Source organism: Neorhizobium galegae (genome assembly GCF_021391675.1).
Taxonomy (GTDB): Bacteria; Pseudomonadota; Alphaproteobacteria; order Rhizobiales; family Rhizobiaceae; genus Neorhizobium; species Neorhizobium galegae_B.
Window position 1 is genome coordinate 1,502,792 of the sequence record NZ_CP090095.1, and the last position, 21,102, is coordinate 1,523,893.

The 21,102-nt window shown below is 61.2% G+C and carries 22 protein-coding genes and 1 other annotated feature; of the genes, 9 read left to right on the forward strand and 13 right to left on the reverse strand.

The window, feature by feature from the left end:
- Window positions 1-59: 59 nt before the first annotated feature.
- Window positions 60-887 carry an AraC family transcriptional regulator gene (locus tag LZK81_RS07515; RefSeq protein WP_233956500.1) on the reverse strand — a complete coding sequence of 276 codons (828 nt, stop codon included), beginning with the start codon at window positions 885-887 and terminating at the stop codon, window positions 60-62.
- A gap of 115 nt (window positions 888-1,002) precedes the next feature.
- Here LZK81_RS07515 and LZK81_RS07520 point away from each other — a divergent pair, with 115 nt between their 5' ends.
- On the forward strand, window positions 1,003-1,410 hold the full coding sequence (locus LZK81_RS07520) for a DUF2000 family protein (protein ID WP_233955685.1): 408 nt from the start codon (window positions 1,003-1,005) through the stop codon (window positions 1,408-1,410).
- Here LZK81_RS07520 and LZK81_RS07525 read toward each other — a convergent pair.
- From LZK81_RS07525 to LZK81_RS07535, 3 genes are all read right to left on the reverse strand, one after another.
- Window positions 1,382-1,702 (reverse strand): hypothetical protein, encoded by a 321-nt coding sequence (locus tag LZK81_RS07525; RefSeq protein ID WP_233955686.1) that lies wholly within the window; start codon window positions 1,700-1,702, stop codon window positions 1,382-1,384. The two genes, LZK81_RS07520 and LZK81_RS07525, sit on opposite strands and share 29 nt — an antisense overlap.
- Before the next feature lie 139 nt (window positions 1,703-1,841).
- Entirely contained in the window at window positions 1,842-2,987 is a 1,146-nt protein-coding gene (gene rnd, locus LZK81_RS07530) for a ribonuclease D (RefSeq protein ID WP_046605739.1), read from the reverse strand.
- 77 nt (window positions 2,988-3,064) lie between these two features.
- Window positions 3,065-4,303 (reverse strand): MFS transporter, encoded by a 1,239-nt coding sequence (locus LZK81_RS07535; RefSeq protein ID WP_233955687.1) that lies wholly within the window; start codon window positions 4,301-4,303, stop codon window positions 3,065-3,067.
- A 336-nt stretch (window positions 4,304-4,639) separates the two neighbouring features.
- Here LZK81_RS07535 and aspS point away from each other — a divergent pair, with 336 nt between their 5' ends.
- Entirely contained in the window at window positions 4,640-6,430 is a 1,791-nt protein-coding gene (gene aspS / locus LZK81_RS07540) for an aspartate--tRNA ligase (protein ID WP_046605581.1), read from the forward strand.
- A gap of 68 nt (window positions 6,431-6,498) precedes the next feature.
- Here aspS and LZK81_RS07545 read toward each other — a convergent pair whose 3' ends face one another.
- Entirely contained in the window at window positions 6,499-7,653 is a 1,155-nt protein-coding gene (locus tag LZK81_RS07545) for a serine hydrolase domain-containing protein (RefSeq protein WP_233955688.1), read from the reverse strand.
- 241 nt (window positions 7,654-7,894) lie between these two features.
- Here LZK81_RS07545 and LZK81_RS07550 point away from each other — a divergent pair, with 241 nt between their 5' ends.
- Together LZK81_RS07550 and LZK81_RS07555 are read left to right on the forward strand one after the other, a co-directional pair.
- Window positions 7,895-8,215: a DUF1236 domain-containing protein gene (locus LZK81_RS07550; RefSeq protein WP_046605579.1), complete on the forward strand. Its 321-nt coding sequence runs from the start codon at window positions 7,895-7,897 to the stop codon at window positions 8,213-8,215.
- Between the two features lie 104 nt (window positions 8,216-8,319).
- Window positions 8,320-8,377 (forward strand) — a sequence feature (sul1 is cis-regulatory element that is thought to sense ions involved in sulfur or methionine metabolism; They are found in Alphaproteobacteria).
- Between the two features lie 81 nt (window positions 8,378-8,458).
- Complete coding sequence (locus tag LZK81_RS07555) at window positions 8,459-9,946, forward strand: SulP family inorganic anion transporter (protein WP_233955689.1); 1,488 nt, start codon at window positions 8,459-8,461, stop codon at window positions 9,944-9,946.
- Between the two features lie 54 nt (window positions 9,947-10,000).
- Here the strand turns inward: LZK81_RS07555 and LZK81_RS07560 are convergent, their stop codons facing one another.
- The gene (locus LZK81_RS07560; RefSeq protein ID WP_046609888.1) at window positions 10,001-11,191 is read right to left on the reverse strand and encodes a hypothetical protein; all 1,191 of its coding nucleotides are present in this window, start codon (window positions 11,189-11,191) and stop codon (window positions 10,001-10,003) included.
- Between the two features lie 256 nt (window positions 11,192-11,447).
- Between LZK81_RS07560 and parC the strand changes: the two genes are divergently transcribed.
- Window positions 11,448-13,730 (forward strand): DNA topoisomerase IV subunit A, encoded by a 2,283-nt coding sequence (gene parC / locus LZK81_RS07565; protein WP_233955690.1) that lies wholly within the window; start codon window positions 11,448-11,450, stop codon window positions 13,728-13,730.
- Here parC and LZK81_RS07570 read toward each other — a convergent pair whose 3' ends face one another.
- The 5 genes from LZK81_RS07570 to LZK81_RS07590 all read right to left on the reverse strand — a co-directional run bounded on the left by LZK81_RS07570 (window position 13,731) and on the right by LZK81_RS07590 (window position 16,636).
- Window positions 13,731-14,120: a type II toxin-antitoxin system death-on-curing family toxin gene (locus LZK81_RS07570; RefSeq protein ID WP_233955691.1), complete on the reverse strand. Its 390-nt coding sequence runs from the start codon at window positions 14,118-14,120 to the stop codon at window positions 13,731-13,733.
- Entirely contained in the window at window positions 14,117-14,338 is a 222-nt protein-coding gene (locus tag LZK81_RS07575) for an AbrB/MazE/SpoVT family DNA-binding domain-containing protein (RefSeq protein ID WP_046605575.1), read from the reverse strand. The genes LZK81_RS07570 and LZK81_RS07575 overlap by 4 nt, the downstream gene beginning before the upstream one ends.
- Window positions 14,339-14,403: 65 nt before the next feature.
- Window positions 14,404-15,279, reverse strand: coding sequence for a DMT family transporter (locus tag LZK81_RS07580; RefSeq protein WP_233955692.1), 876 nt, complete (start codon window positions 15,277-15,279; stop codon window positions 14,404-14,406).
- Between the two features lie 9 nt (window positions 15,280-15,288).
- Entirely contained in the window at window positions 15,289-16,050 is a 762-nt protein-coding gene (locus tag LZK81_RS07585) for an arginyltransferase (protein ID WP_233955693.1), read from the reverse strand.
- Window positions 16,051-16,177: 127 nt separating this feature from the next.
- Complete coding sequence (locus LZK81_RS07590) at window positions 16,178-16,636, reverse strand: RDD family protein (protein ID WP_046605573.1); 459 nt, start codon at window positions 16,634-16,636, stop codon at window positions 16,178-16,180.
- Between the two features lie 90 nt (window positions 16,637-16,726).
- Here LZK81_RS07590 and LZK81_RS07595 point away from each other — a divergent pair, with 90 nt between their 5' ends.
- Entirely contained in the window at window positions 16,727-17,641 is a 915-nt protein-coding gene (locus tag LZK81_RS07595; RefSeq protein WP_233956501.1) for an AHH domain-containing protein, read from the forward strand.
- A gap of 26 nt (window positions 17,642-17,667) precedes the next feature.
- Window positions 17,668-18,243, forward strand: a complete 576-nt coding sequence (locus LZK81_RS07600; protein ID WP_233955694.1) for an imm11 family protein — start codon at window positions 17,668-17,670, stop codon at window positions 18,241-18,243.
- Between the two features lie 5 nt (window positions 18,244-18,248).
- Here LZK81_RS07600 and hemB read toward each other — a convergent pair whose 3' ends face one another.
- Both hemB and LZK81_RS07610 read right to left on the reverse strand, forming a co-directional pair.
- On the reverse strand, window positions 18,249-19,259 hold the full coding sequence (gene hemB / locus LZK81_RS07605) for a porphobilinogen synthase (RefSeq protein WP_233955695.1): 1,011 nt from the start codon (window positions 19,257-19,259) through the stop codon (window positions 18,249-18,251).
- A 92-nt stretch (window positions 19,260-19,351) separates the two neighbouring features.
- On the reverse strand, window positions 19,352-19,732 hold the full coding sequence (locus tag LZK81_RS07610; RefSeq protein ID WP_046624328.1) for a cupin domain-containing protein: 381 nt from the start codon (window positions 19,730-19,732) through the stop codon (window positions 19,352-19,354).
- 117 nt (window positions 19,733-19,849) lie between these two features.
- Here LZK81_RS07610 and LZK81_RS07615 point away from each other — a divergent pair, with 117 nt between their 5' ends.
- On the forward strand, window positions 19,850-20,287 hold the full coding sequence (locus LZK81_RS07615; protein WP_046605570.1) for a DUF6163 family protein: 438 nt from the start codon (window positions 19,850-19,852) through the stop codon (window positions 20,285-20,287).
- A 233-nt stretch (window positions 20,288-20,520) separates the two neighbouring features.
- A complete protein-coding gene (gene ldtR / locus LZK81_RS07620; RefSeq protein ID WP_046605737.1) occupies window positions 20,521-21,036 on the forward strand; it encodes a transcriptional regulator LdtR in 516 nt (171 codons plus the stop codon).
- Window positions 21,037-21,102 lie beyond the last annotated feature (66 nt).

Sequence of the window (21,102 nt, forward strand, 5' to 3'; positions counted from 1 at the left end):
GGAAGATTGACGCTTCGGTGAAGCTTTGATGACGGTAATTTCACAAATGCCACGGGAACTTAGGCGCTACGCTTGAGCGCCATCCAGCGGCCAGGCGTCATGCCGAATGTCTTCTTGAAATGACGGGTGAAATGCGCCTGATCGGCAAAGCCCGTATCGACCGCGACATCCGCCAGGCTGCAGCCTTCCGACAGCATGATCTTTGCCCGATCGAGCCGGCGCATGACGAGGTAGCGGTGCGGGCTCGTTCCCAGAAGTTTCCGGAACTGTCTTGCTGTCGTGTAGCGGTCGAAGCCGCTCACCTCCTCAAGTTCCTCGGAGGAAACCGTGCGGTCCGAATTCGCCCGCAGGTAATCGCGGCAGCGCAGAACCGCCTGCTGCGCGCGCGGCGTGCCCGGCGCACCACCCTTGCCGTCCGCATGGCGCCAGAGGCTTGTTGCCATGCGGCCGATCAGGTCGTCGAGCAGCAGCTCCTGCGGCTCGGCCGCGAGATCGTCCAGGGCTTCGACAAGACACTGCCGGAATTCCGCATCCGCTATGATGGGATCCGGCACGAAGGGCAGGCCGCGCGAACCGCCGGCCGCCTCGATCAGCCGCTCCGGCGGCAGGTAGAGCATGCGGTAGCGCAGCCCGGCGTCGGTGCCGGCCGCACCGTCATGCACCTCGTCCGGATGCAGCACGATGACATTGCCGGGCAGGCTGGCGCGGGCGGCACCGCGATACTGGAAGGTCTGCACGCCGGAAAGCGTCAGCCCGATCGCATAGGTGTCGTGGCGATGCGGCGCGAAACCGAGCCCGTGGAACCGTGCCTCGATCCGCTCGATGCCGCGTGAGGAGGGCGCCTGGACGATGCCATCAGGCGCGCCCCTTGCGCTGCCGTCAGGCATAGCATCGGAGCTGCCGCCAGACGTGCTTGCGGCGCTGCACGAACGTTCAAGACCCGCGGCATCGGCTGCCGCTATCTCGTCAGTTCTCGCATAACCTTCGACGGAGTTGTTCTTCATGTTCGATACCAAGATCGCGATCGTGCTTCGCGATGACCTCGCCCCCTGGCAGGAGCTCAATGTGACCGCGTTTCTGACGAGCGGCATCATCGCGCAAAATCCCGCGATCATCGGCCAAGCATATCGGGATGCGGCGGGTCATGTCTACAATCCGATGAGCATCCAGCCGATCGTGGTGCTGACCGCCGACCAGGAGACGCTGCGCACCATCCACCGGCGCTCGCTGGAACGGGAGGTGACGACGTCGGCCTATATCGAGGAAATGTTCTCGACCGGCCATGATGCGGCCAACCGCGAGGTCTTTGCGCAGTTCTCGCCGGAGGATGCGAAGCTGGTGGGCATCGCGATCAGGACTGACAAGAAGATCGTCGACAAGATCACCAAAGGCTCGAAAATGCATGCCTGACGGCGAGGAACGCAGTCCTCGGAATGATCCAGAGCGCCGCGATCGGCGTGGTCGAGGCCACGACATAAGTGGTGACGCCGAGGAGCAGGTAGTTGATCCAGGCGACGTGCTTCGCCGTCATCAGGCCCGCCAGGCCGACGAGCAGGTTGGCGGCGCAGATCACCCGGACGATCGGGCGGTTCCAGAGCGGCGAAAAGGCCCCGAACCCTGACGCTTCCATCAGGGCGATGAGAAGCAGCGACAGGAAGACGGCAATCGCCACCAGCAGGCGAGAGGATGGGAGAAGCCTCATCCTGCCGTTCATGCTTCGAGCGCTAGGGTGGCGAAGCTCGCCAGCCAGTGTTTGCCCACATAGTCGCCGGGGATATGGGGCAGGGCGCTTGTCAAGAAATGCCGGGCGGTCTTAGGGGCAAGCGATTGGGGCATAACCCTTAAAGCTCCACCGCCTCGACCTTCTTGTTGACGAAGCGCAGTGCCACGCCGCCGCTGATCAATTTGAGCGCGGTGTCGCCGAAAAGGTCGCGGCGCCAGCCATGCAAGGCTCCGACATCGGCTGCCTCGCCCTCGGCGGCGATCCTTTCGAGATCGTCCGTATTGGCGATGATCTTGGCGGCGACGCCCTGCTTGTCGGAGATCAGCTTCAGGAGAACCTTGAGCAGCTCGACGGCGGCCGCGGTCCCTTCCGGGACATGCACATGTTTCGGCGCATGCGGCATCTCGGTCTTCGGCAGGGCGAGCGCGGCATTGACCGCTTCGATGATGGCGGTGCCGGAGGCGGAGCGCTCCCAGCCTTTCGGAATGGTGCGGAGCCGCGACATGGCTTCCACGTCCTTCGGCTGCTGCTGGGCGATCTCGTAGATCGCGTCGTCCTTCAGCACGCGGGAGCGCGGCACATTGCGGTTGCGCGCTTCGCGCTCGCGCCAGGCGGCGACGTATTTCAGGACGGCGAGTTCGGCCGGCTTGCGCAGCCGCGACTTGAGGCGCACCCAGGCGTCGTCCGGATGCAGGTCATAGGTGCCGGGGGATTCCAGCACGGCCATTTCCTCGGTCAGCCACAGCGCGCGGCCTTCCCGTTCGAGCTGGGCCTTGAGGAAGAGATAGACGTCGCGCAGATGGGTGACGTCGGCCAGCGCATATTCGAGCTGCTTGTCGGAAAGCGGCCGGCGGCTCCAGTCGGTGAAGCGCGAGGACTTGTCGAGATTCTCGCCCTTGATGCGGTTGACGAGCTGGTCGTAGGAGACAGAGTCGCCGAAGCCGCAGACCATGGCGGCGACCTGCGTGTCGAAGATCGGATGCGGCACCAGATTGCCGAGATGGTGGATGATTTCGATATCCTGGCGGGCGGCGTGAAACACCTTGGTGACGGCGGGATTGGCCATCAGCTCGAAGAAGGGTTTCAGGCTCAGCCCCTTGGCGAGCGGATCGACGAGGACTTCCACCGTCGGGCTCGCCATCTGGATGAGGCACAGCTCGGGCCAGAAGGTCGTTTCCCTGAGGAACTCGGTGTCGATAGTGATGAAGTCCGATTGGGCCAGCTGGATGCAGGCTTCTTCGAGTGCAGCGGTCGTTTGGATCATCGTTTCATTCACATGAGGGTGATCAACCTTCCTTCTCCTTCCGGCCGCATATGTCAATACGCAACGGTGTTTAACCCTTATTCGCGCTCGTCTTTATCGGGCGGGCTGGCGAGCCTGTTGAAATAAGCCGAGGTCCGAAGCAATGCACGAAAGCGCCAGGATCGCTCCGACGGAGGCACGGAGGCACGCGCCCGCATGCGCCTCAGCGTGAAGATCATGAAGCCCAGGAAGATGAACGAGGTATAGGCGAAAAAGGCACGCGGCCCGAGATATTGCAGCAGGATCGAGGCGAGCAGCGGCCCGATCGTCGCGCCGACAGACCAGTAGAACAAGAGGCCCGCCGAGACCAGCGCGTGCTCGCCGGGCTTGGCATAGTCGTTGCCATGCGCCGAGCACAGCGAATAGAGCGGCATCGAAAAGGCGCCGAACAGGAAGACGCTGACGATATTGGCGGTCTCGCTGGTGCCGGCCCCGAAGGAGAGATAGGCGCCGGTGATGATCGAGCCGATCGTCGTCCACAGGATGACGCGGCGCCGGTCGAGCCGGTCGGAATAGATGCCGAGCGGATATTGCAGCACCACGCCGCCGATGATGCCGGCGCTCATGAAGGTGGCGATCGAGGTGATGCTCATGCCGATCTCTGCCGCATAGATCGGCCCGATATTGCGGAAGGCCGCCATCGACAGGCCGACCGAAATGACGCCCACGACCGCAAGCGGCGAAATCCGCCAGACGGCCTTGAGGTTGAAGGCGATCGTTTCCGGCGGCGCCGGGCTCGACTTGTCGGCAATCGAGATCGGCACCAGCGACAGGATCAGTGCAATCGCGATGATGTTGAAGATGATCGGCCCTTCGATGCCGACCGTCGGGATGATGTATTGCGCCACCGTCACCGAGCCGAGGTCGACGAAACGGTAGACGGATAGCGTGCGCGCCCGGTTGGCATTGGTGACCTTGGCGTTGATCCAGCTCTCGACCGTCGCAAACAGGCTGGCGACCGCAATGCCGATCACGAAGCGCATCGCGAACCAGAAGGTCGGGTCGATGATCATCGACATGCCGATTGAAGCCGATGCTGTGACCGCCGCCATCGCCGAGAAGGTGCGGATATGGCCGATCTGCCGGAGCAGCCGCGTCACGTACATGCAGCCGAAGGCGAAACCGATGCTGTAGCCGGCGCCGATCATGCCGATGGTCGAGGGTGAAAACCCTTCGGCCGAGCCGCGCAGCGCGATATATGTTCCTTGAAGTCCGTTGCCGCCGATGAGGATGCCTGCGGTGACGAGGAGGGGGATCAGCGGACGGATATGGCTCATCGGGAGGGCTTTGCACGGGAATCGGGAGAGGTTTTGGATGGCTCTACCCGTTCTATATCCCGAACCATCGGCAGGGCCAGCGATAAGCGACACGCTTGGTCTTTCTAATGTGAGCGCCTCATGGAGAGGGCGATGCGCGGCCTGTTCGGGACTGCCGCGGCACGCTGACCGCGGCTGGATGTCCCGTCATTTCGCATCGGCGTTTTGGGCGGCAGATCGGTTCTGCCTTGACAAAGCATGTCCATCATGCGCTTTTCCCGCCGATTTTCCATAAAGCCGGCAGGCCGTGCTACGCACGCCAAAAGACCGCAAAACTTAACCGTCCAGGATACTGAAATGCACCGTTACCGCAGCCATACCTGTGCCGCCCTCAAGAAGTCCGACGTCGGATCGACCGTCCGCCTGTCCGGCTGGGTGCATCGCGTGCGAGATCACGGCGGCGTGCTGTTCATCGACCTTCGCGACCATTACGGCATGACCCAGGTCGTCGCCGATCCGGATAGCCCCGCCTTCAAGACCGCCGAGATCGTTCGCGGCGAATGGGTGATCCGCATCGACGGCCTCGTCAAGGCGCGCTCGGAAGACACCGTCAACAAGGGCATGGCGACCGGCGAGATCGAACTCTACGCCCAGGAGATCGAAGTGCTTTCCGCCGCCAAGGAACTGCCGCTGCCGGTGTTCGGCGAACCTGACTATCCGGAAGACGTGCGCCTCAAGTACCGCTTCCTCGACCTGCGCCGCGAGACCCTGCACAGGAACATCGTCAAGCGCACCCAGATCATCTCCGACATGCGCCGCCGCATGGGTGAGATCGGTTTCGCCGAATATTCGACGCCGATCCTGACCGCGTCGTCGCCGGAAGGTGCTCGCGACTTCCTGGTGCCGAGCCGCATCCATGAGGGCAAGTTCTTCGCGCTGCCGCAGGCGCCCCAGCAGTACAAGCAGCTGCTGATGGTTGCCGGTTTCGACCGTTATTTTCAGATCGCTCCCTGCTTCCGCGACGAAGACCCTCGCGCCGACCGCCTGCCGGGCGAGTTCTACCAGCTCGACCTGGAAATGAGCTTCGTCACCCAGGAAGACGTCTGGAACACGATGGGTCCGGTCATGACCGGCGTGTTCGAACAGTTCGCCGAAGGCAAGCCGGTCACCAAGGACTGGCCGCGCATTCCCTATGACGTGGCGATCCGCAAATACGGTTCCGACAAGCCGGACCTGCGCAACCCGATCGAGATGCAGGCCGTCACCGACCATTTCGCCGGCTCCGGCTTCAAGGTGTTCGCGAGCATGATCGCCTCGAACCCGAAGGTCGAAGTCTGGGCGATCCCGGCCAAGACCGGCGGTAGCCGCGCATTCTGCGACCGCATGAACGCCTGGGCGCAGTCGACCGGCCAGCCGGGCCTCGGCTACATCTTCTGGCGCAAGGAAGGCGACAAGCTCGAAGGCGCCGGCCCGCTCGCCAAGAACATCGGCGAGGAACGCACTGAGGCGATCCGCACCCAGCTCGGCCTTGATGACGGCGACGCCTGCTTCTTCGTCGCCGGCGATCCGGCCAAGTTCTACAAGTTTGCAGGCGAAGCCCGCACCCGCGCCGGCGAGGAACTGAACCTCGTCGACCGCGACCGTTTCGACATGTGCTGGATCGTCGACTTCCCGTTCTACGAATGGAGCGAGGAAGACAAGAAGCTCGATTTCGCCCACAACCCGTTCTCCATGCCGCAGGGCGGCATCGAGGCGCTGGAAAACCAGGATCCGCTGACGATCAAGGCCTTCCAGTATGACGCGGTGTGCAACGGCTTCGAAATCGCCTCCGGTTCGATCCGTAACCAGTCGCCGGAACTGATGGTCAAGGCCTTCGAAAAGGTCGGCCTCAGCCAGACCGATGTCGAGGACCGGTTCGGCGGCATGTACCGCGCCTTCCAGTACGGCGCGCCTCCGCATGGCGGCGCTGCCTTCGGCATCGACCGTATCGTCATGCTGCTAGTCGGCGCCAAGAACCTGCGCGAAGTGACGCTGTTCCCGATGAACCAGCAGGCACAGGATCTCTTGATGGGTGCTCCGTCGCCGGCCACGCCGCAGCAGCTGCGCGAACTCGCCATCCGCGTCATGCCGACGCCGAAGAAGGACTGAGTTCTCCAAAGAACGAAAAGCCCGGCCAAGTGCCGGGCTTTTTGATTCAATCTCTGAGGATGGCCGGCCTAAAGGTCGGAGGCGACGGCCTTTTTCAGGTCCAGCGTGAACTGGCCCGACATGCCTTCGAGCGTCGTATTGGTCAGTCCCACCAGCGTGATTTTCCGCGTCAGGTCCATGAACCAGTGGTGGCCGTAGACGCCGCCCCATTGCAGCGAGCCGGGGGAGACCGGCAGGCCGGCCTTTGCAGGATCGCGCACGATCGCCCAGCCGAAACCGAATCCGAAACCCGGCCGGGCAGGCTCCAGCAGGTCGCCGATCTGGTTGGTCATCATCGCGCTCACCGTCTTTTCGGACAGCAGCGGCGCGCCGCCCTTGCGGATGGTTTCGAGCACGGTCAACACGTCGGAGGCGATCCCGGCCATGCCGCCGCCGCCGGAATGGAACGAGGCGAGGTCGAAGATGCGGTCGGGGGCGAAGGTCACGGTGCCAGTGAGGGCGCGAACCTTCTCGGTCTCGCCCATCCGCTTCGGTTCGGGCGAACCGTCGACGTAAGGGGCCGCGAGCCGGCTGCGGTCGGTGACGGTGAAGCCGGTATCGAAGAGGCCGAGCGGCCGCATTACCAGTTCGGCAACGGCCTCGCCGAGGCGCTTGCCGGTCTCTTTTTCGATGACGCCGCCGAGAACGTCCATCGAGACCGAATATTGCCAGCCGGTGCCGGGGGCGAAGAGCAGCGGCACCGAGGCGATGCGGCGCAGGTTCTCGTCGAGCGAAAGGCCCGGCTGATCGACGCCGTCGGAGACGCCGGCGCGGACATAAGGTCCATCATCCCGCTCGAAACAATAGCTGAGGCCGGACGTGTGGGTGAGAAGATGCCGGATGAGGATCACGGGTTCTGAGCCGTCCTCGAGGCGGGGCCGGAAGTCCGGCAGCCATTTCGTCACCGGATCATCGAGGCCGATGCGGTCCTGTTCGATCAGCCGCATGGCGGCGATGGTGACGATCGGCTTGGTGATCGAGGCCAGCCGGAAGATCGTGTCCTCGCTGGCTGGCAACCCTGCCTCACGGTCCGCAAAACCGGCGGCGCGGCGGTAGATGACCTCGCCGTCCTTGGCGACCATCACGACGGTACCGACCAGGCGCCTGGAGGCGAGTGCGTTATCGATCGCCGCGTCGATGCTGGGGCAGAATATCCGGGTCGATGGCTGGATTGGCAAATTCATGGGGCAAAACCTCCGCTAAAGACACCGTTATTTAGGGGGCCTCGGAGAGGGACGATCCTGTGAGTGACAAAAAACATCTGCCCATGCCCGGTTGCCGGTCCCCGCCTCGTCACCCAATGGTGCCGCTCGCCCGCCTGGGGCGTCAGGATGCCGTCCAGGCGTCCCGTGCGTCAAGCGAATAGGGGAACCATATCCGCGCGCTTGTGTTGTTAGAACAGCAGAAGCACAGGGAGAAAAAGACATGCGCAAGACCCTACTGGCCGCATCGGCGGTCCTGATCGCACTCTCGGGCGCGGCTTACGCCCAGACGACGATCATCACCCAGGATCCGGTCACGACCAATTCGACGGTCATCCTGCCCGGCCAGGTCCGAACCTACGTCATGGAGCAGAGCGTTCCATCAATCTCCTACGAGGGAGAGATCGCTGTCGGCGCCGCCCTGCCGGAGACGGTAGAAGTGCGCAGGGTCGATGGTTACGACGATTACGCCTACACGGTCGTCAACGATCGACGCGTTATCGTCAATCCGCAGACCCGAACCGTCATCCAGGTTCTGGAATAATTTCATCCGCCTCTTTTCGAGCAACAAGAACCCGGCGAGCGATCGCCGGGTTTTCTGTTCGTGACATTGCGCCGCAGCATCCGACCCTCTATGGTTTGCCATCACAAGGACTCGGGTGTGACTCCCGGGTGGCTCTTCCGGCCGCCGATCCGCCGGACAACGCAAAGCATCAGCCTCAACAGACGTTTGGCCACACCTGGATAACCCTCCCGGCGGATGCGATTTTTTGCGAAACGACTCCTCATGAACAGAATTTCCGCCTACCGCCGCGAATGGTTTTCCAATATTCGCGGCGACGTTCTCTCCGGCGTCGTCGTGGCGCTGGCGCTCATTCCGGAAGCCGTCGGTTTTTCGGTCATCGCCGGCGTCGATCCCAAGGTCGGCCTGTTCGCCTCGGTGGCAATCGCCTGCGTCACCGCGCTGACCGGCGGACGTCCGGCGATGATCTCGGCTGCGACCGCAGCGACTGCCGTGCTGATGGGGCCGCTGGTTCGCGACTACGGCATCCAATATCTGTTTGCAGCGACGATCCTGATGGGGCTGCTTCAGATCCTCGCCGGCTTCCTGAAGATCGGGCGGCTGATGCGTTTCGTGTCGCGCTCGGTGATGACCGGTTTCGTCAATTCGCTGGCGATCCTGATCTTCGTCGCCCAGATCCCGCAGCTCATCAACGTTCCGAACGTGACTTATGTGCTGATCGCTGTGGCGCTTGCGGTCATTTATCTGTTCCCCTACGTGACGAAGGTGGTCCCGTCGCCGCTGGTCGCAATCATCGTGGTCACGGTCGTGGCACTCGTCTTCGGCATTAACGTCCATACCGTCGCCGATCTCGGGGAAATGCCGACGTCACTGCCGGCCTTCGGCTGGCCGCAGGTGCCGCTGACCTTCGAAACGCTGCGGATCATCTTTCCTTACTCCGTCGCGCTTGCCGCCGTCGGCCTCCTGGAATCCCTGCTGACTGCGCAGATCGTCGACGACATGACGGATACGACGAGCAGCAAGAGCCAGGAGTGTTTCGGCCAGGGCTCCGGCAATATCGTCGCGGCGCTGTTCGGCGGCATGGGCGGCTGTGCGATGATCGGCCAGTCTGTGATCAACGTTACGTCGGGTGGGCGAGGGCGGCTGTCGACCTTCGTCGCCGGCGCTTTCCTGCTGGTGCTGTTGCTCGTGCTCGACGATGTGTTGAGGGTGGTGCCGGTGGCGGCACTCGTGGCGGTAATGATCATGGTCTCGATCGGCACGTTCTCGTGGAAGTCCGTGGTCGATCTCAAGCGCCATCCGGGAACCTCGTCGATCGTCATGCTGGCGACCGTCGCGACCGTTCTCGCCACGCAGGACCTGTCGAAAGGCGTTCTGGTCGGTGTCCTGCTCTCCGGCATCTTCTTCGCCGGCAAGGTGGCGCGACTCTTCCGTGTCCGCTCGGAGCTCTCCTCGGACGGTCGTGTCCGAACCTATCATGTGGAGGGGCAGATCTTCTTTGCCTCCGCAGAAAGCCTGCTCAAGTCCTTCGACTTCGAGGAGCCGTTGGCAAACGTGCTGATCGACGTAAGCGGCGCGCATCTGTGGGACATTTCCGCGGTGGGAGCGCTGGACGACGTCGTCCTCAAATGCCGCCGTCGAGGTGTGGACGTGACCGTGCGGGGCGCCAACGAGGCGAGCGCCGGAATGATCGACCGCTTCGCACTCCATGACAAGGACCATGCCTCGATGACGGGTTCCTCGGCCCACTAAAAGAAAAGCCCCGGCGATCTCTCGCCGGGGCTCGTTGAACCAGGCTTGGCGGCCTCAGTCGTTGGCGGTGACCTTGACGCCGAGAACGTTTGGCAGCGTGTTTGGGGCGCCCATGGCGGCACCCATGATCATCGGGAAGGGCACGGCATTGGCCGGTTCCGCGCTGATCGTCAAGCTGCCCGGCTTGTCGAGATAGGTGTTGACGGCAGCGCTCACCATGTTCTGCAGTTCCGGCACGTTGTACTGCGCCAGCATCAGCGGCGTCATGCCCTTCAGCATCTGCGCCATGGCTTCGCCCGTGGTGCCCTGGCTCTTGCCGGCATAGTCGAGCGCCTTCTTGGTGATGCCGGCATCCTCGAAGCGGATCTCGGCGCTGTTGAAGGTGAGGCGCTGCATCAGGCCGAGCATGGCAAGGCCTGCGGCCTGCTGGGCTTCTTCCTTGTTCGGATTGGCTTCCATCGCCTTGGCGGTCTCGTTCGCCGACTTGATGAAGTCGAGCGTGTAGCCGGACATGCTGAAGGCGAGGTTGAGGCGGCCGACCTTGGCGAAATCGAGAGCGTATTCGTCGATATCCAGCGTGCCGTCCTTGAGGGTCCAGGCGCCGGACATGGCGATCTTGCCGTCAAGCGAGGTGATGCCGAGCTGCTGCAGCGTGTCCTTGGCCTGCGCGTCGTCGACGAGGCTGAGGTCGCTCTTGATGCCGTTGGCCTGGAGGTCGAAGCCGATGGAGGAATTGTCGTCGGCGACCTCCGTCGTGACGTTCACCTCGTCGACCGAGAAGGCCGGCTTGCTGTCGACGGTGGCCGCTATCTTGCCGACATGGGCTTCATCATAGAGCAGGACCGCATCAAGGCTGTCGCCGGTCGCATTGGCCGGCACGGTAAGGCCGCTGATCGAGATGTCCGAGGCGGTGAATACGGTCTTGTCCTGGGTGGCGTTGACGTTGTCGAAGGTGACCGTCTCGACCGTATAGCCGCCATTATCCTCTTCGACGCCCTCGAACTTGACGGTGCCGAGCGGCAGGCTCTGCTTGCCGGCCTGGACCAGGAACTTGGCATTGGTGAGCGTGACGTCCGACCCGCTGACGGTGGCCTTCTCGGCCGAGAAACCGGCGCCGCCCTGGATCGAGAGCGCGCTGTTGATCTTGGCGACGAGATCGTTGCCGTCGAGCGCGAATGCCGGGCCGGCGAAAGTCGAAAGCGCTACGCCGGCGAGCAGCAGTCGGGCCTTGGTGGAGTATTGCATCGAAGTTCCTCCTGGCGGGCAATGATCCGGCCCGCGATCGTTAGGGTTTGGCGATAGTTCGGTCTGCTTGTTCGCGGCACCTTATAGGCAAGCCGGGTAAAAGGTTTATGGCTGTGTTCCACATTCCTTTCGTCAAAATTGCGGCTGACGATTCAGGGTAAACCAAACGCTGATTTCCGCTTGGGAAAAGCCTTCATCCACAGGCTGTCGCCCGGACTTTCTTGCCGAGAATCGGGCTTTCCGCTAGTCAAGGCCCATGGGAAAAAATCTGACACCACCCGGCGGCGACGGCGGCGACAACATCCTGCCGGTCGATCTGAAAGCAGCGCTCGAAGAGCGCTACCTCGCCTATGCGCTTTCCACCATCATGCACCGGGCGCTGCCGGACGTGCGCGACGGCCTGAAACCCGTCCACCGCCGCATTGTCTACGCGATGAGCGAGATGGGTCTGCGCCCCAACGCCGCCTTCCGCAAATGCGCCAAGATCGTCGGCGAAGTGATGGGTAACTTCCATCCGCACGGCGACCAGTCGATCTACGATGCGCTGGCGCGCCTTGCACAGGATTTCTCCCAGCGTTATCCGCTCGTCAACGGCCAGGGCAATTTCGGCAATATCGACGGCGATAGCCCTGCCGCGATGCGTTACACCGAATCGAAGATGACGGCGGTTTCCGAACTGCTGCTCGAAGGCATCGACCAGGACGCGGTGGATTTCCGCGATACCTACGACGAATCGAATTCGGAACCGGTCGTCTTGCCCGGCGCCTTCCCGAACCTGCTGGCCAACGGCACGTCGGGCATTGCGGTCGGCATGGCGACGTCGATCCCGCCGCACAATGTCCACGAACTCTGCGACGCGGCGCTGCACCTGATTAAGAACCCGGCCGCGACCATCGAAGACCTGATGGCGGATCCGGCCGAGCCGGCCAAGGGCGGCATCGAAGGCCCCGATCTGCCGACCGGCGGCATCATCATCGACAGCCGAGAGTCGATCGTCGAGGCCTACAAGACCGGCCGCGGCGGTTTTCGCGTGCGTGCCCGCTGGATCATCGAGGATCTCGGCCGCGGCGGCTACCAGATAGTCGTCACCGAAATTCCGTTCCAGGTGCAGAAATCGCGCCTGATCGAAAAGATCGCCGAACTGCTGCTCGCCCGCAAACTGCCGCTTCTCGAAGACGTGCGCGACGAATCGGCCGAAGACGTGCGCGTCGTGCTGGTGCCGAAGAGCCGCACGGTCGATGCGACCCTGCTGATGGAATCGCTGTTCAAGCTGTCCGAGCTGGAAACCCGTCTGCCGCTCAACATGAACGTGCTCTCCATGGGCCGGGTGCCCAAGGTGATGGCGCTCAACGAAGTGCTGCTGGAATGGCTGGCGCATCGCCGCGACGTGCTGGTCCGCCGCTCGCGTTTCCGCCTGGCGGCGATCGACCGGCGCCTGGAAATCCTCGGCGGCCTGCTGATCGCCTACCTCAATATCGACGAGGTGATCCGCATCATCCGCGAGGAGGACGAACCGAAGTCTGTGATGATGGAGCGCTGGTCGCTCTCCGACATCCAGGTCGAGGCGATCCTCAACATGCGGCTTCGCGCCTTGCGCAAGCTCGAAGAATTCGAAATCCGCACCGAACATGAGAACCTCACCAAGGAAAAGGCGGATATCGAAACGCTGCTCGCTTCCGAGGACAAGCAGTGGCGGGTGATCGAGCACGAGATCCAGGACGTCCGCAAGAACTTCGCCAAGGGCCGTGGAAAGCCCTATGCGCGCCTGACGACCTTCGCCGACGCGCCGGATGCCGATATCGAGGCGATCAACCAGTCGATGATCGAGAAGGAACCGATCACCGTCGTCGTCTCGCAGAAGGGCTGGATTCGTGCGCTGAAGGGCCACATTTCGGACACCTCGACGCTCACCTTCAAGGAGGGCGACGGGCCGAAGATCGCCTTCACCGCCCAGACGACCGACAAGCTGCTGCTCGTCACGACGGGCGGCAAGGTCTATACGCTCGGCGCCGACAAGCTGCCGGGCGGCCGCGGCCATGGCGAGCCGATCCGCATCATCGTCGATATGGAGAACGACCAGGACATCCTGACCGCCTTCGTCCACGATCCGCAGCGCAAGCTGATCGTCGCCTCCACCGCCGGCAACGGCTTTATCGTCGCCGAGAGCGAGATGATCGCCAATACCCGCAAGGGCAAGCAGATCATGAATGTCGCGATGCCCGACGAGACCAAGCTGGTCGTGCCGGTCTCGGGCGATCACGTTGCGGTCGTCGGCGAGAACCGCAAGCTGCTGGTCTTCCCGCTCACCCAGCTGCCGGAAATGACCCGCGGCAAGGGCGTGCGCCTGCAGCGCTACAAGGATGGCGGCATTTCCGACATCCGCTGCTTCACCATGGCCGACGGCCTTTCCTGGGAAGACAGCGCCGGCCGCTCGTTCACCCGCAACAAGGACGAACTGCTTGAATGGATCACCGACCGCGCCACCGCCGGCCGCGCCGTTCCGAAGGGCTTTCCGCGGAGCGGGAAGTTCGCGGGGTGATCAGGTGAGGGGAATGGTGTGATCGCGCAGGAAGCGCGTCGCACCTTCCTCGTCGATCTCGCCGGCAGCGACCGCGAGGACGAACTCGATGATTTCGGCCTGTTCGGCTTCGATCATATGTCCGTTGATAAGCAAGAACGTGAAGGCGGATAGATAGGCCGTGCGCTTATTGCCATCCGAGAAAGGATGGTTGCGTGCAAAGCCGTAAAGATATGCGGCGGCGAGCCGGAGGGCGTCCTCCTCTCCATAAGCATGCTTGTGAAGTGGGCGCGCAAGTGCCGCCTCAAGGGCGTTTTCGTCCTTAAGGCCGGGCAGGCCGCCGTGTTCAGCCAGTTGCTCTTGATGGATGATCTCAATAGCTTGCCGTGAGAGCCATTTTATGGCTTTCACTTCGCAAGCTCTCTGAGGGCAACCCGGTATTTTTGCATGCCCAAACGAGCGGCTTTCAGCTGTTCTGCCAGATCGGCCTGCTCGGGTACGAGCGCGATATTTCCGTTATCCTCACGCAATTCGAGATTATCGCCAGCTTTCAAGCCCATGCGATCCAAGACATCCTTCGGAATGATGATGCCTTCGGAGTTGCCAATCTTGCGAATAATTACGTTCATTGCTCGAACTCCTGCTCGTTGCAACGGTGTTATAACGCCGATTGGTGACGTTTACAATGTTCGAATCACGCCGCCGCCCTGGCCCGCATCCTCTCCACCCGCCGCATCTGCCAGGCCGAATAGCCGATCAGCGCCAGCACGAGGATCGAGCCGCCGAGCAGGGTGCGGGCGGAGGGGATTTCGGCAAAGATCAGCCAGACCCAGATCGGTGCGAGGATGGTTTCGAGCAGGTAGAACATGCCGACCTCGGGGCCGGAGAGATATTTCGGGCCGGTCGCCAGGCACCAGAAGGCAAGTGGCATCATGATCGCGCCGTCGAACACCACCCAGACGGGGTCCGCGACCGAAAAGCCGTTGCTGGCGACGAAGGAAAGCCCGATCGTCGCCGGAATGATGGTGGCGACCAGCGGCACGAAACCCATGTCGATGCGCGCAGCCCGGCTGAGCGTGATCGCTAAGGCCAGCAGGAACGAGGCCGTTGCCGCCAGGATGTCGCCGAGGATATGGCCGCCGGCAAGCCCGCCCGAAACAATCAGGCCGACGCCGAAAAACATCACCAGCATGGTGACGAGCGTCGAAGGCGAGGGGCGTTCCTTGAGGACCAGCCAGCCGAGAATGGCGGCATACATGGGCGTGAAGGCAACGATGAAGACGACGTTGGCGGTCGCCGTGTTGAAGACGGCGCCGAGGAAGGCGATCGTCGAAATGCCGTAGCAGAACCCGGCGGCAAACCCCGCTTTTCCGGGGATCAGCGCCGGACGGGTCGATCCGAAGCGCCGGACGAGCAGCCACAGGATGATGGCGGCGGCGAAGGTCGCCGTGCTGCGCAGCGCGACCGTCGACCACATCTCGCCATGCCCGAGACGGACGAGCGGCACGTCGAAGGAGAGCGCAAGGCCGCCGATGGCGGTGAGCACAAGGCCCTTTTTATGATCGTTCATCGGATGATTTCAGATGTCCGTGGCGGGATCGAAGATTTCCCAGCCGCGCGGGGTCAGGTGTTCCTGCGGCTGGAAGCGGGTCTTGTAACCCATCTTCGCCGAACCCTTCACCCAGTAACCGAGATAGACATGCGGCAGGCCGAGCGACCTGGTCCGGGCGATGTGGTCGAGGATCATGAACGTCCCGAGCGAGCGCTTTTCATATTCCGGATTGAAGAAGGAATAGACCATCGACAGGCCGTCGCTCATCATGTCGGTGAGCGCGACGGCCAGCAGTTCGCCCTTCGGCTCGACGCTGATGCCGGAGCCCGGCTCGCGGCGGCGGTACTCGATGATGCGGGTGTTGACATGCGTGTCCTCGACCATGATCGCATAGTCGAGCGCCGACATGTCCGACATGCCGCCCCGCTGATGGCGGTCGTCGAGATAGCGGCGGAAGAGCGAGAACTGTTCCGTGGAGGGCTGTGCGGGATAGACCGTTGCGATCACGTCGCGATTGGTGACGAGAACCCGTTTCATCGAACGCACGGGCTCGAATTCGTGAGCGAGGATGCGCACGGAAATGCATGCGCGGCATGATTCGCAGGCCGGCCGGTAGGCGATGTTCTGCGAACGGCGGAAACCGCCCTGGGTCAGTAGGTCGTTCATCTCGGCGGCGCGAGGGCCTACCAGGTGAGTGAAGACCTTTCGCTCCATTTCACCCGGGAGATAGGGACAAACTGCCGGGGCCGTCAGGTAGAACTGCGGTGAGGGCGTTGCCTGCGTGTTCATTGCGTCGTGGCAGTCCGGTCTTCAGGATCGTAAATGTCATACCATGGCGCATAAAAGCGAAACGTCAACCATATGCTGCGACAGGCAGCCTGCTAATGCCATAAACTTTCGGCCAGTAGCGTAATCGTTACGACGTACGCACCACGACGGTGCCGAGCAGCAGGTCGTGCACGAGGCGCGAACGCTCGATGAACAGGCCGGCGAGCAGAATCAGCGGCGTCAGCACCGAGTTGATGATCCAGAAGATCACCGTGTGGGCCATGGCGGTCAGGAAATCCATCCGCCGGCCGTCGAGCCGCACCATGGCGAGCCCCATGGCGCGCATGCCGGGCGAAGCTTGCGCCGAGCCGCCGAGCGTCATCCCGAAATAAAGAAGGGCGACAATCACGAACAGGGCCGGATAGAGCATGAAGCCTAGGCCGAGCGTGATGATGCCGAGGAAGAACACCACGACCGCGGCCGGAATGCACAAAAGCAGCACGATCACGTAGTCGATGATGAAGGCGAACACCCGCCGCGAAAGAACGCCGCTATAGGCGCGCCAATCGTCCGGTGCGGCATAGGCTGGGTTCGGGTCGAGGCTCATCGTTTCATCATCTCCTGTTTCTGGTTACGGATATGGGATTAGAAGTGCGGCGCTTCAACTGCGGAATGTATAAGAAGACGTCGCGTGAAAATGAAATGCGAATCGCGTATAAGATGCAATCGCATTTTCCTTTTCATGATAGATATTATTTTAATTGAGGCCCTAATGACCAAACTTAAAAATATCGACGTAATTCAGCTCATTAGTCTCCTTCTTATCGCGGTTCTTGCGGTTGTTTCAACGGTCTCATCAGCCGATGCACGGTTCATTCAGCCCGATGATTGGAATCCGACAAATGAGGGTGTCGGCACAAATCGATACGCTTACGCGGACAATGATCCGATCAATAAAAGCGATCCAAATGGACATCTGTTCTTTGCTCCATTTGCAATGGGATGCGTAGGTAGCGGTGCGTGTTTAGCGATCACGTCGGCGGCCACGGTTATCGCAGGTTTTGCGACCCAAGCTGGCCACCTAATGTCAGGCAGGAGCAGTGTCGAGCCGGATTGGGGGGAGGTGCGAGCACTGCTAGCCAATGGGGTCCCGCGTGAAAGAGCCATTGAAATTTCAAAAGACAATGTCCTTGCACAAGGACAACATCCACGTCAGCAACAGTCTCAATTTCGATCAAGCCTCGTGGAGACGGGGAAATTGGATTCGGGGCAAAAACAGGCAGCGCATCACATTGTAGAGAAGAGTGATCCCGCGGCTAGAGATGCTGTTGCCTTACTAAATAAGTCCGGGATCAGTATAAATTCCACCAGCAATGGCGTCGGACTATCGGAGCATGCGCGAGGTGGAAGGCACACCACTTCATATTCGTCAGCTGTACTTTCAAGGCTTTCCCCGTACTCTGAAGAAGAAGATTTGCGAAGAGAATTGGAGCAAATTGGGAGGGAGTTGGTATCTTACGACAAACAGGGCAAAACAGTTGATGACTGGGGACGCGATCAATCAAGCGGTTCAGGCGATAGTCATGAGGAAAGTGAAGCGCTTAAAAGATAGCCACTAAAAAAATGTTGGAGTGATCATTGGATAAGTTTTGGCGCGCCACAGGTAACTTCGCCGACTATAAAACGCCAATAAGCGATGGCGAAATTCTTCATTCCCCTCAATTGCTCCGAGAAGGATTTGAGCTCGACCCTGAAAGCCTGAAGCTGCGGTTTATGCGCAGAGGCAAACGGGAAAACAGAGTTCTGGGAAGCTTCACTGCTTGGCGGCCTGGAATTTTGACGCCTGAAAGGGAAGTTTTTGAAATTCTGCGACCTCTCATAGAGCCATCAGCTCGATGCTTTGACGTCAATATCGGGAAGCGTCCCTATGTTATTTGCATTGTCAATCGCAAGCTTGATGCTTTTGATCGCACTCGCAGCCGATTCCAGCGATTTGGCGAGGACGAAGATTTGACGGATTGTACTCTTTCCGCTGGATCAGGTGTAAACCTCCGAAAGATCTTTTTGAAATCCAACTTCCAGACCGATGCATACGTATTCCGCTTGGAAGGAGAGCCTCCCCTTCAACTCGAAATCATCGTATCGGACGAATTCTATCAAACCTATCACGCCCACAAGCTCACCGGCCTGATATTCCAGTCTGTCGGCCAGTAAGCCTGCTACCCCTTCGCCAGCTTCTTCGCCGCTTCCACCGCAAAATACGAAAGAATGCCGTCGCAGCCGGCGCGCTTGAAGCAGAGCAGCGTCTCCATCATGACCCGTTCGCCGTCGATCCAGCCGTTCATCGCGGCGGCCTTGATCTGCGTGTATTCGCCGGAGACCTGGTAGGCGAAGACGGGCAGGCCGAACGCTTCCTTGATGCGCCAGCAGATGTCGAGATAGGCGATGCCGGGCTTGACCATCAGCATGTCGGCGCCTTCCTCGACGTCGAGAGCCGCATCCCGCACCGCTTCGGTGCCGTTGGCCGGCGAGATGTAATAGCTGTTCTTGTCGCCTTTCAGCAGGCCGCTGGTATTGATCGCCTCGCGATAGGGGCCGTAGAAACCGGACGAGAACTTCGTCGCATAGGACATGATGCCGACATCCTGATGGCCGCTCGCATCCAGCCCGCGGCGGATGGCGCCGATGCGGCCGTCCATCATTTCCGACGGCGCGATGATGTCGGCGCCGGCATCCGCCTGCATGACGGCGGCGCGCACGATCTGGTCGACCGTCTCGTCGTTGACGATGATGCCGTCGCGCAGGATGCCGTCATGGCCGTGGCTGGTGAACGGGTCGAGCGCCACGTCGGTGATGATGCCGATATTCGGCACCGCTTTCTTGAAAGCGGCGGTCGCCTGGTTGATCAGGTTGTTGGCGACCAGGCTGTTGGAGCCGGTCTCGTCGCGCAGGTCCATCTCGATATCGGGGAAGGTGGCGATCGCCGGAATACCGAGATCGGCAGCTTCCTTGACCGCCTCGACCGCCTTGTCGACGCTCATGCGGTTGACGCCGGGCATGGCGGCGATCGGATCGACGATGCCGGTGCCGGGAACGATGAAGATCGGCCAGATCAGATCGTCCACCGTCAGCCGGTTCTCCTGCACCAGCCTGCGCGTCCAGTCGGCCTTGCGGTTGCGCCGCATGCGGCGGTGGCCGGTGATCTCGTCGACCAGATGCGTCTTGTCCATTGCAAAGTCTCCAACTTCTCTTCCCATGCGCGCGTCATTATCATGCAGCACGCCATTTGCGAATGGGAGCGATCGCCGCAGTCGAGGCCCGGCTAGATCCAGAGATCGTTTTGAGCAGTACGTTCGCCGCCCTCGTTGCCGGTGTTCAAAACGCCACGCGGCTCGATAACCATCATCTTCACTTCCTTTTCGGCGAACGGCTTGTGCTGCACGCCCTTCGGCACGACGAACATTTCGCCCGGCCCGATGTGAACGCTGCCGTCGCGCAAGTCGATCCGCAAATGGCCATCTATAACGATGAAGGCTTCATCCGTTTCCGGGTGATCGTGCCATATGAAATCGCCTTCGATGCGGACGAGCTTGAACTGGTAGTCGTTCATTTCGGCGACGACGCGCTGCCGCCAGAGGTCGGGTATCCGTGCGAGCTTCTCGGCGAGGTTTATCGGGGCATGTGAAAAGTTCCGATCGGTCATGTCTTCTCCTTTGATTGGCGGCAAACCCTATCAGGACGAGGCGCAGGGCTCTTGAACGATCGTGCAGGCGACAGGCTGGTACTGGCGGTCGGCGACCGCGGCGGCTAGTGTAGTTGCATGGAACCCGATTCACTCACGGTGCCGAAGCGCACGCTGACCGAAATTCTCTACGTCGTCTTCCTCAGGCTGGTCGCGGTCGCCTGTTTCTGGTTCGGCCTGCAATATTGGGCGATGCTGGTCGGCTATTCGCTGAAGGGCATGGCCCGCTTCGATCTGCTGGCGCTTCCCTGGAAGGTGGCGGCGTCTTCGCTTGCCGTGCTGTTTCCGGTTGCCTCGCTCGGCCTCTGGCTCACCGTCTCCTGGGGCCCGGTACTCTGGGCGATCGCCGCAATCTCGCAGATATCGATGTATATCGTCTGGCCGGAGATCTTCGGACACAACCGTCTCGTTCCCCTCATGCACGGCCTCGTCGCCGCGCTTTACGTCGTATTTCGGCTCTCTTTATGGGTCGAGGCGCGCCGCAAGGCGGAGCGGGTAAGGATTGATTCACCTTGAAATTAAAGCTTTGACGGCCGAATTTGACTGGGAATTCGCCGCTAAGTGATTGATTTATTTTAAATCTGAATGGCCGCATCCTGGGTTGGCGAGGGCGGGCCGGAATTCGAGGAAACGCGTTAAGCGCTTGTTAAGCCTATGTTTTAAGTCGAATTTTATGCGTATTCGATAGTGTCTGTCTCAAGGCGGGAACACAACAAACACCGCCAAACAAAACAGATGAGGCAGTCATGATGAACACGAAACTGAAGCCGCAGGCGGCACCGGCAGTAGCAGATCCGCATGAAGAAACCATCCGCGTCCTCTACATGGAGTCGCTGCATCTGGTCGAACGCCTGCACCGCCGTCTTCTCGATGTGATCAAGGACGAGTTCGACCGCCAGGGTCGCGACGACGTCAACGCCGTCCAGGCTCTCCTGCTGTTCAACATCGGCAATTCGGAACTGACGGCCGGCGAACTGCGCTCCCGCGGTTACTATCTCGGCTCGAACGTCTCCTACAACGTCAAGAAGCTGGTCGACCTCGGCTTCATCAACCACCAGCGCTCGCGCATCGACCGCCGCTCGGTCCGCATCAGCCTGACGCCGGAGGGCCAGGAGATCGCCGAGGCCGTCGGCAAGCTCTACGAGCGCCACATCGGCTCGATCGAAAAGGTCGGCGGCATCGGCGAGGGCGAGTTCTCTCAGATGAACAAGCTGCTCCAGCGCCTCGACCGCTTCTGGAACGACCAGATTCTTTACCGCCTTTAATCCACCAGGGGCTTGCGAAACACTCCATTACCTCCAGTCATGCGGTGCTACGCAAAAGCGTAACGG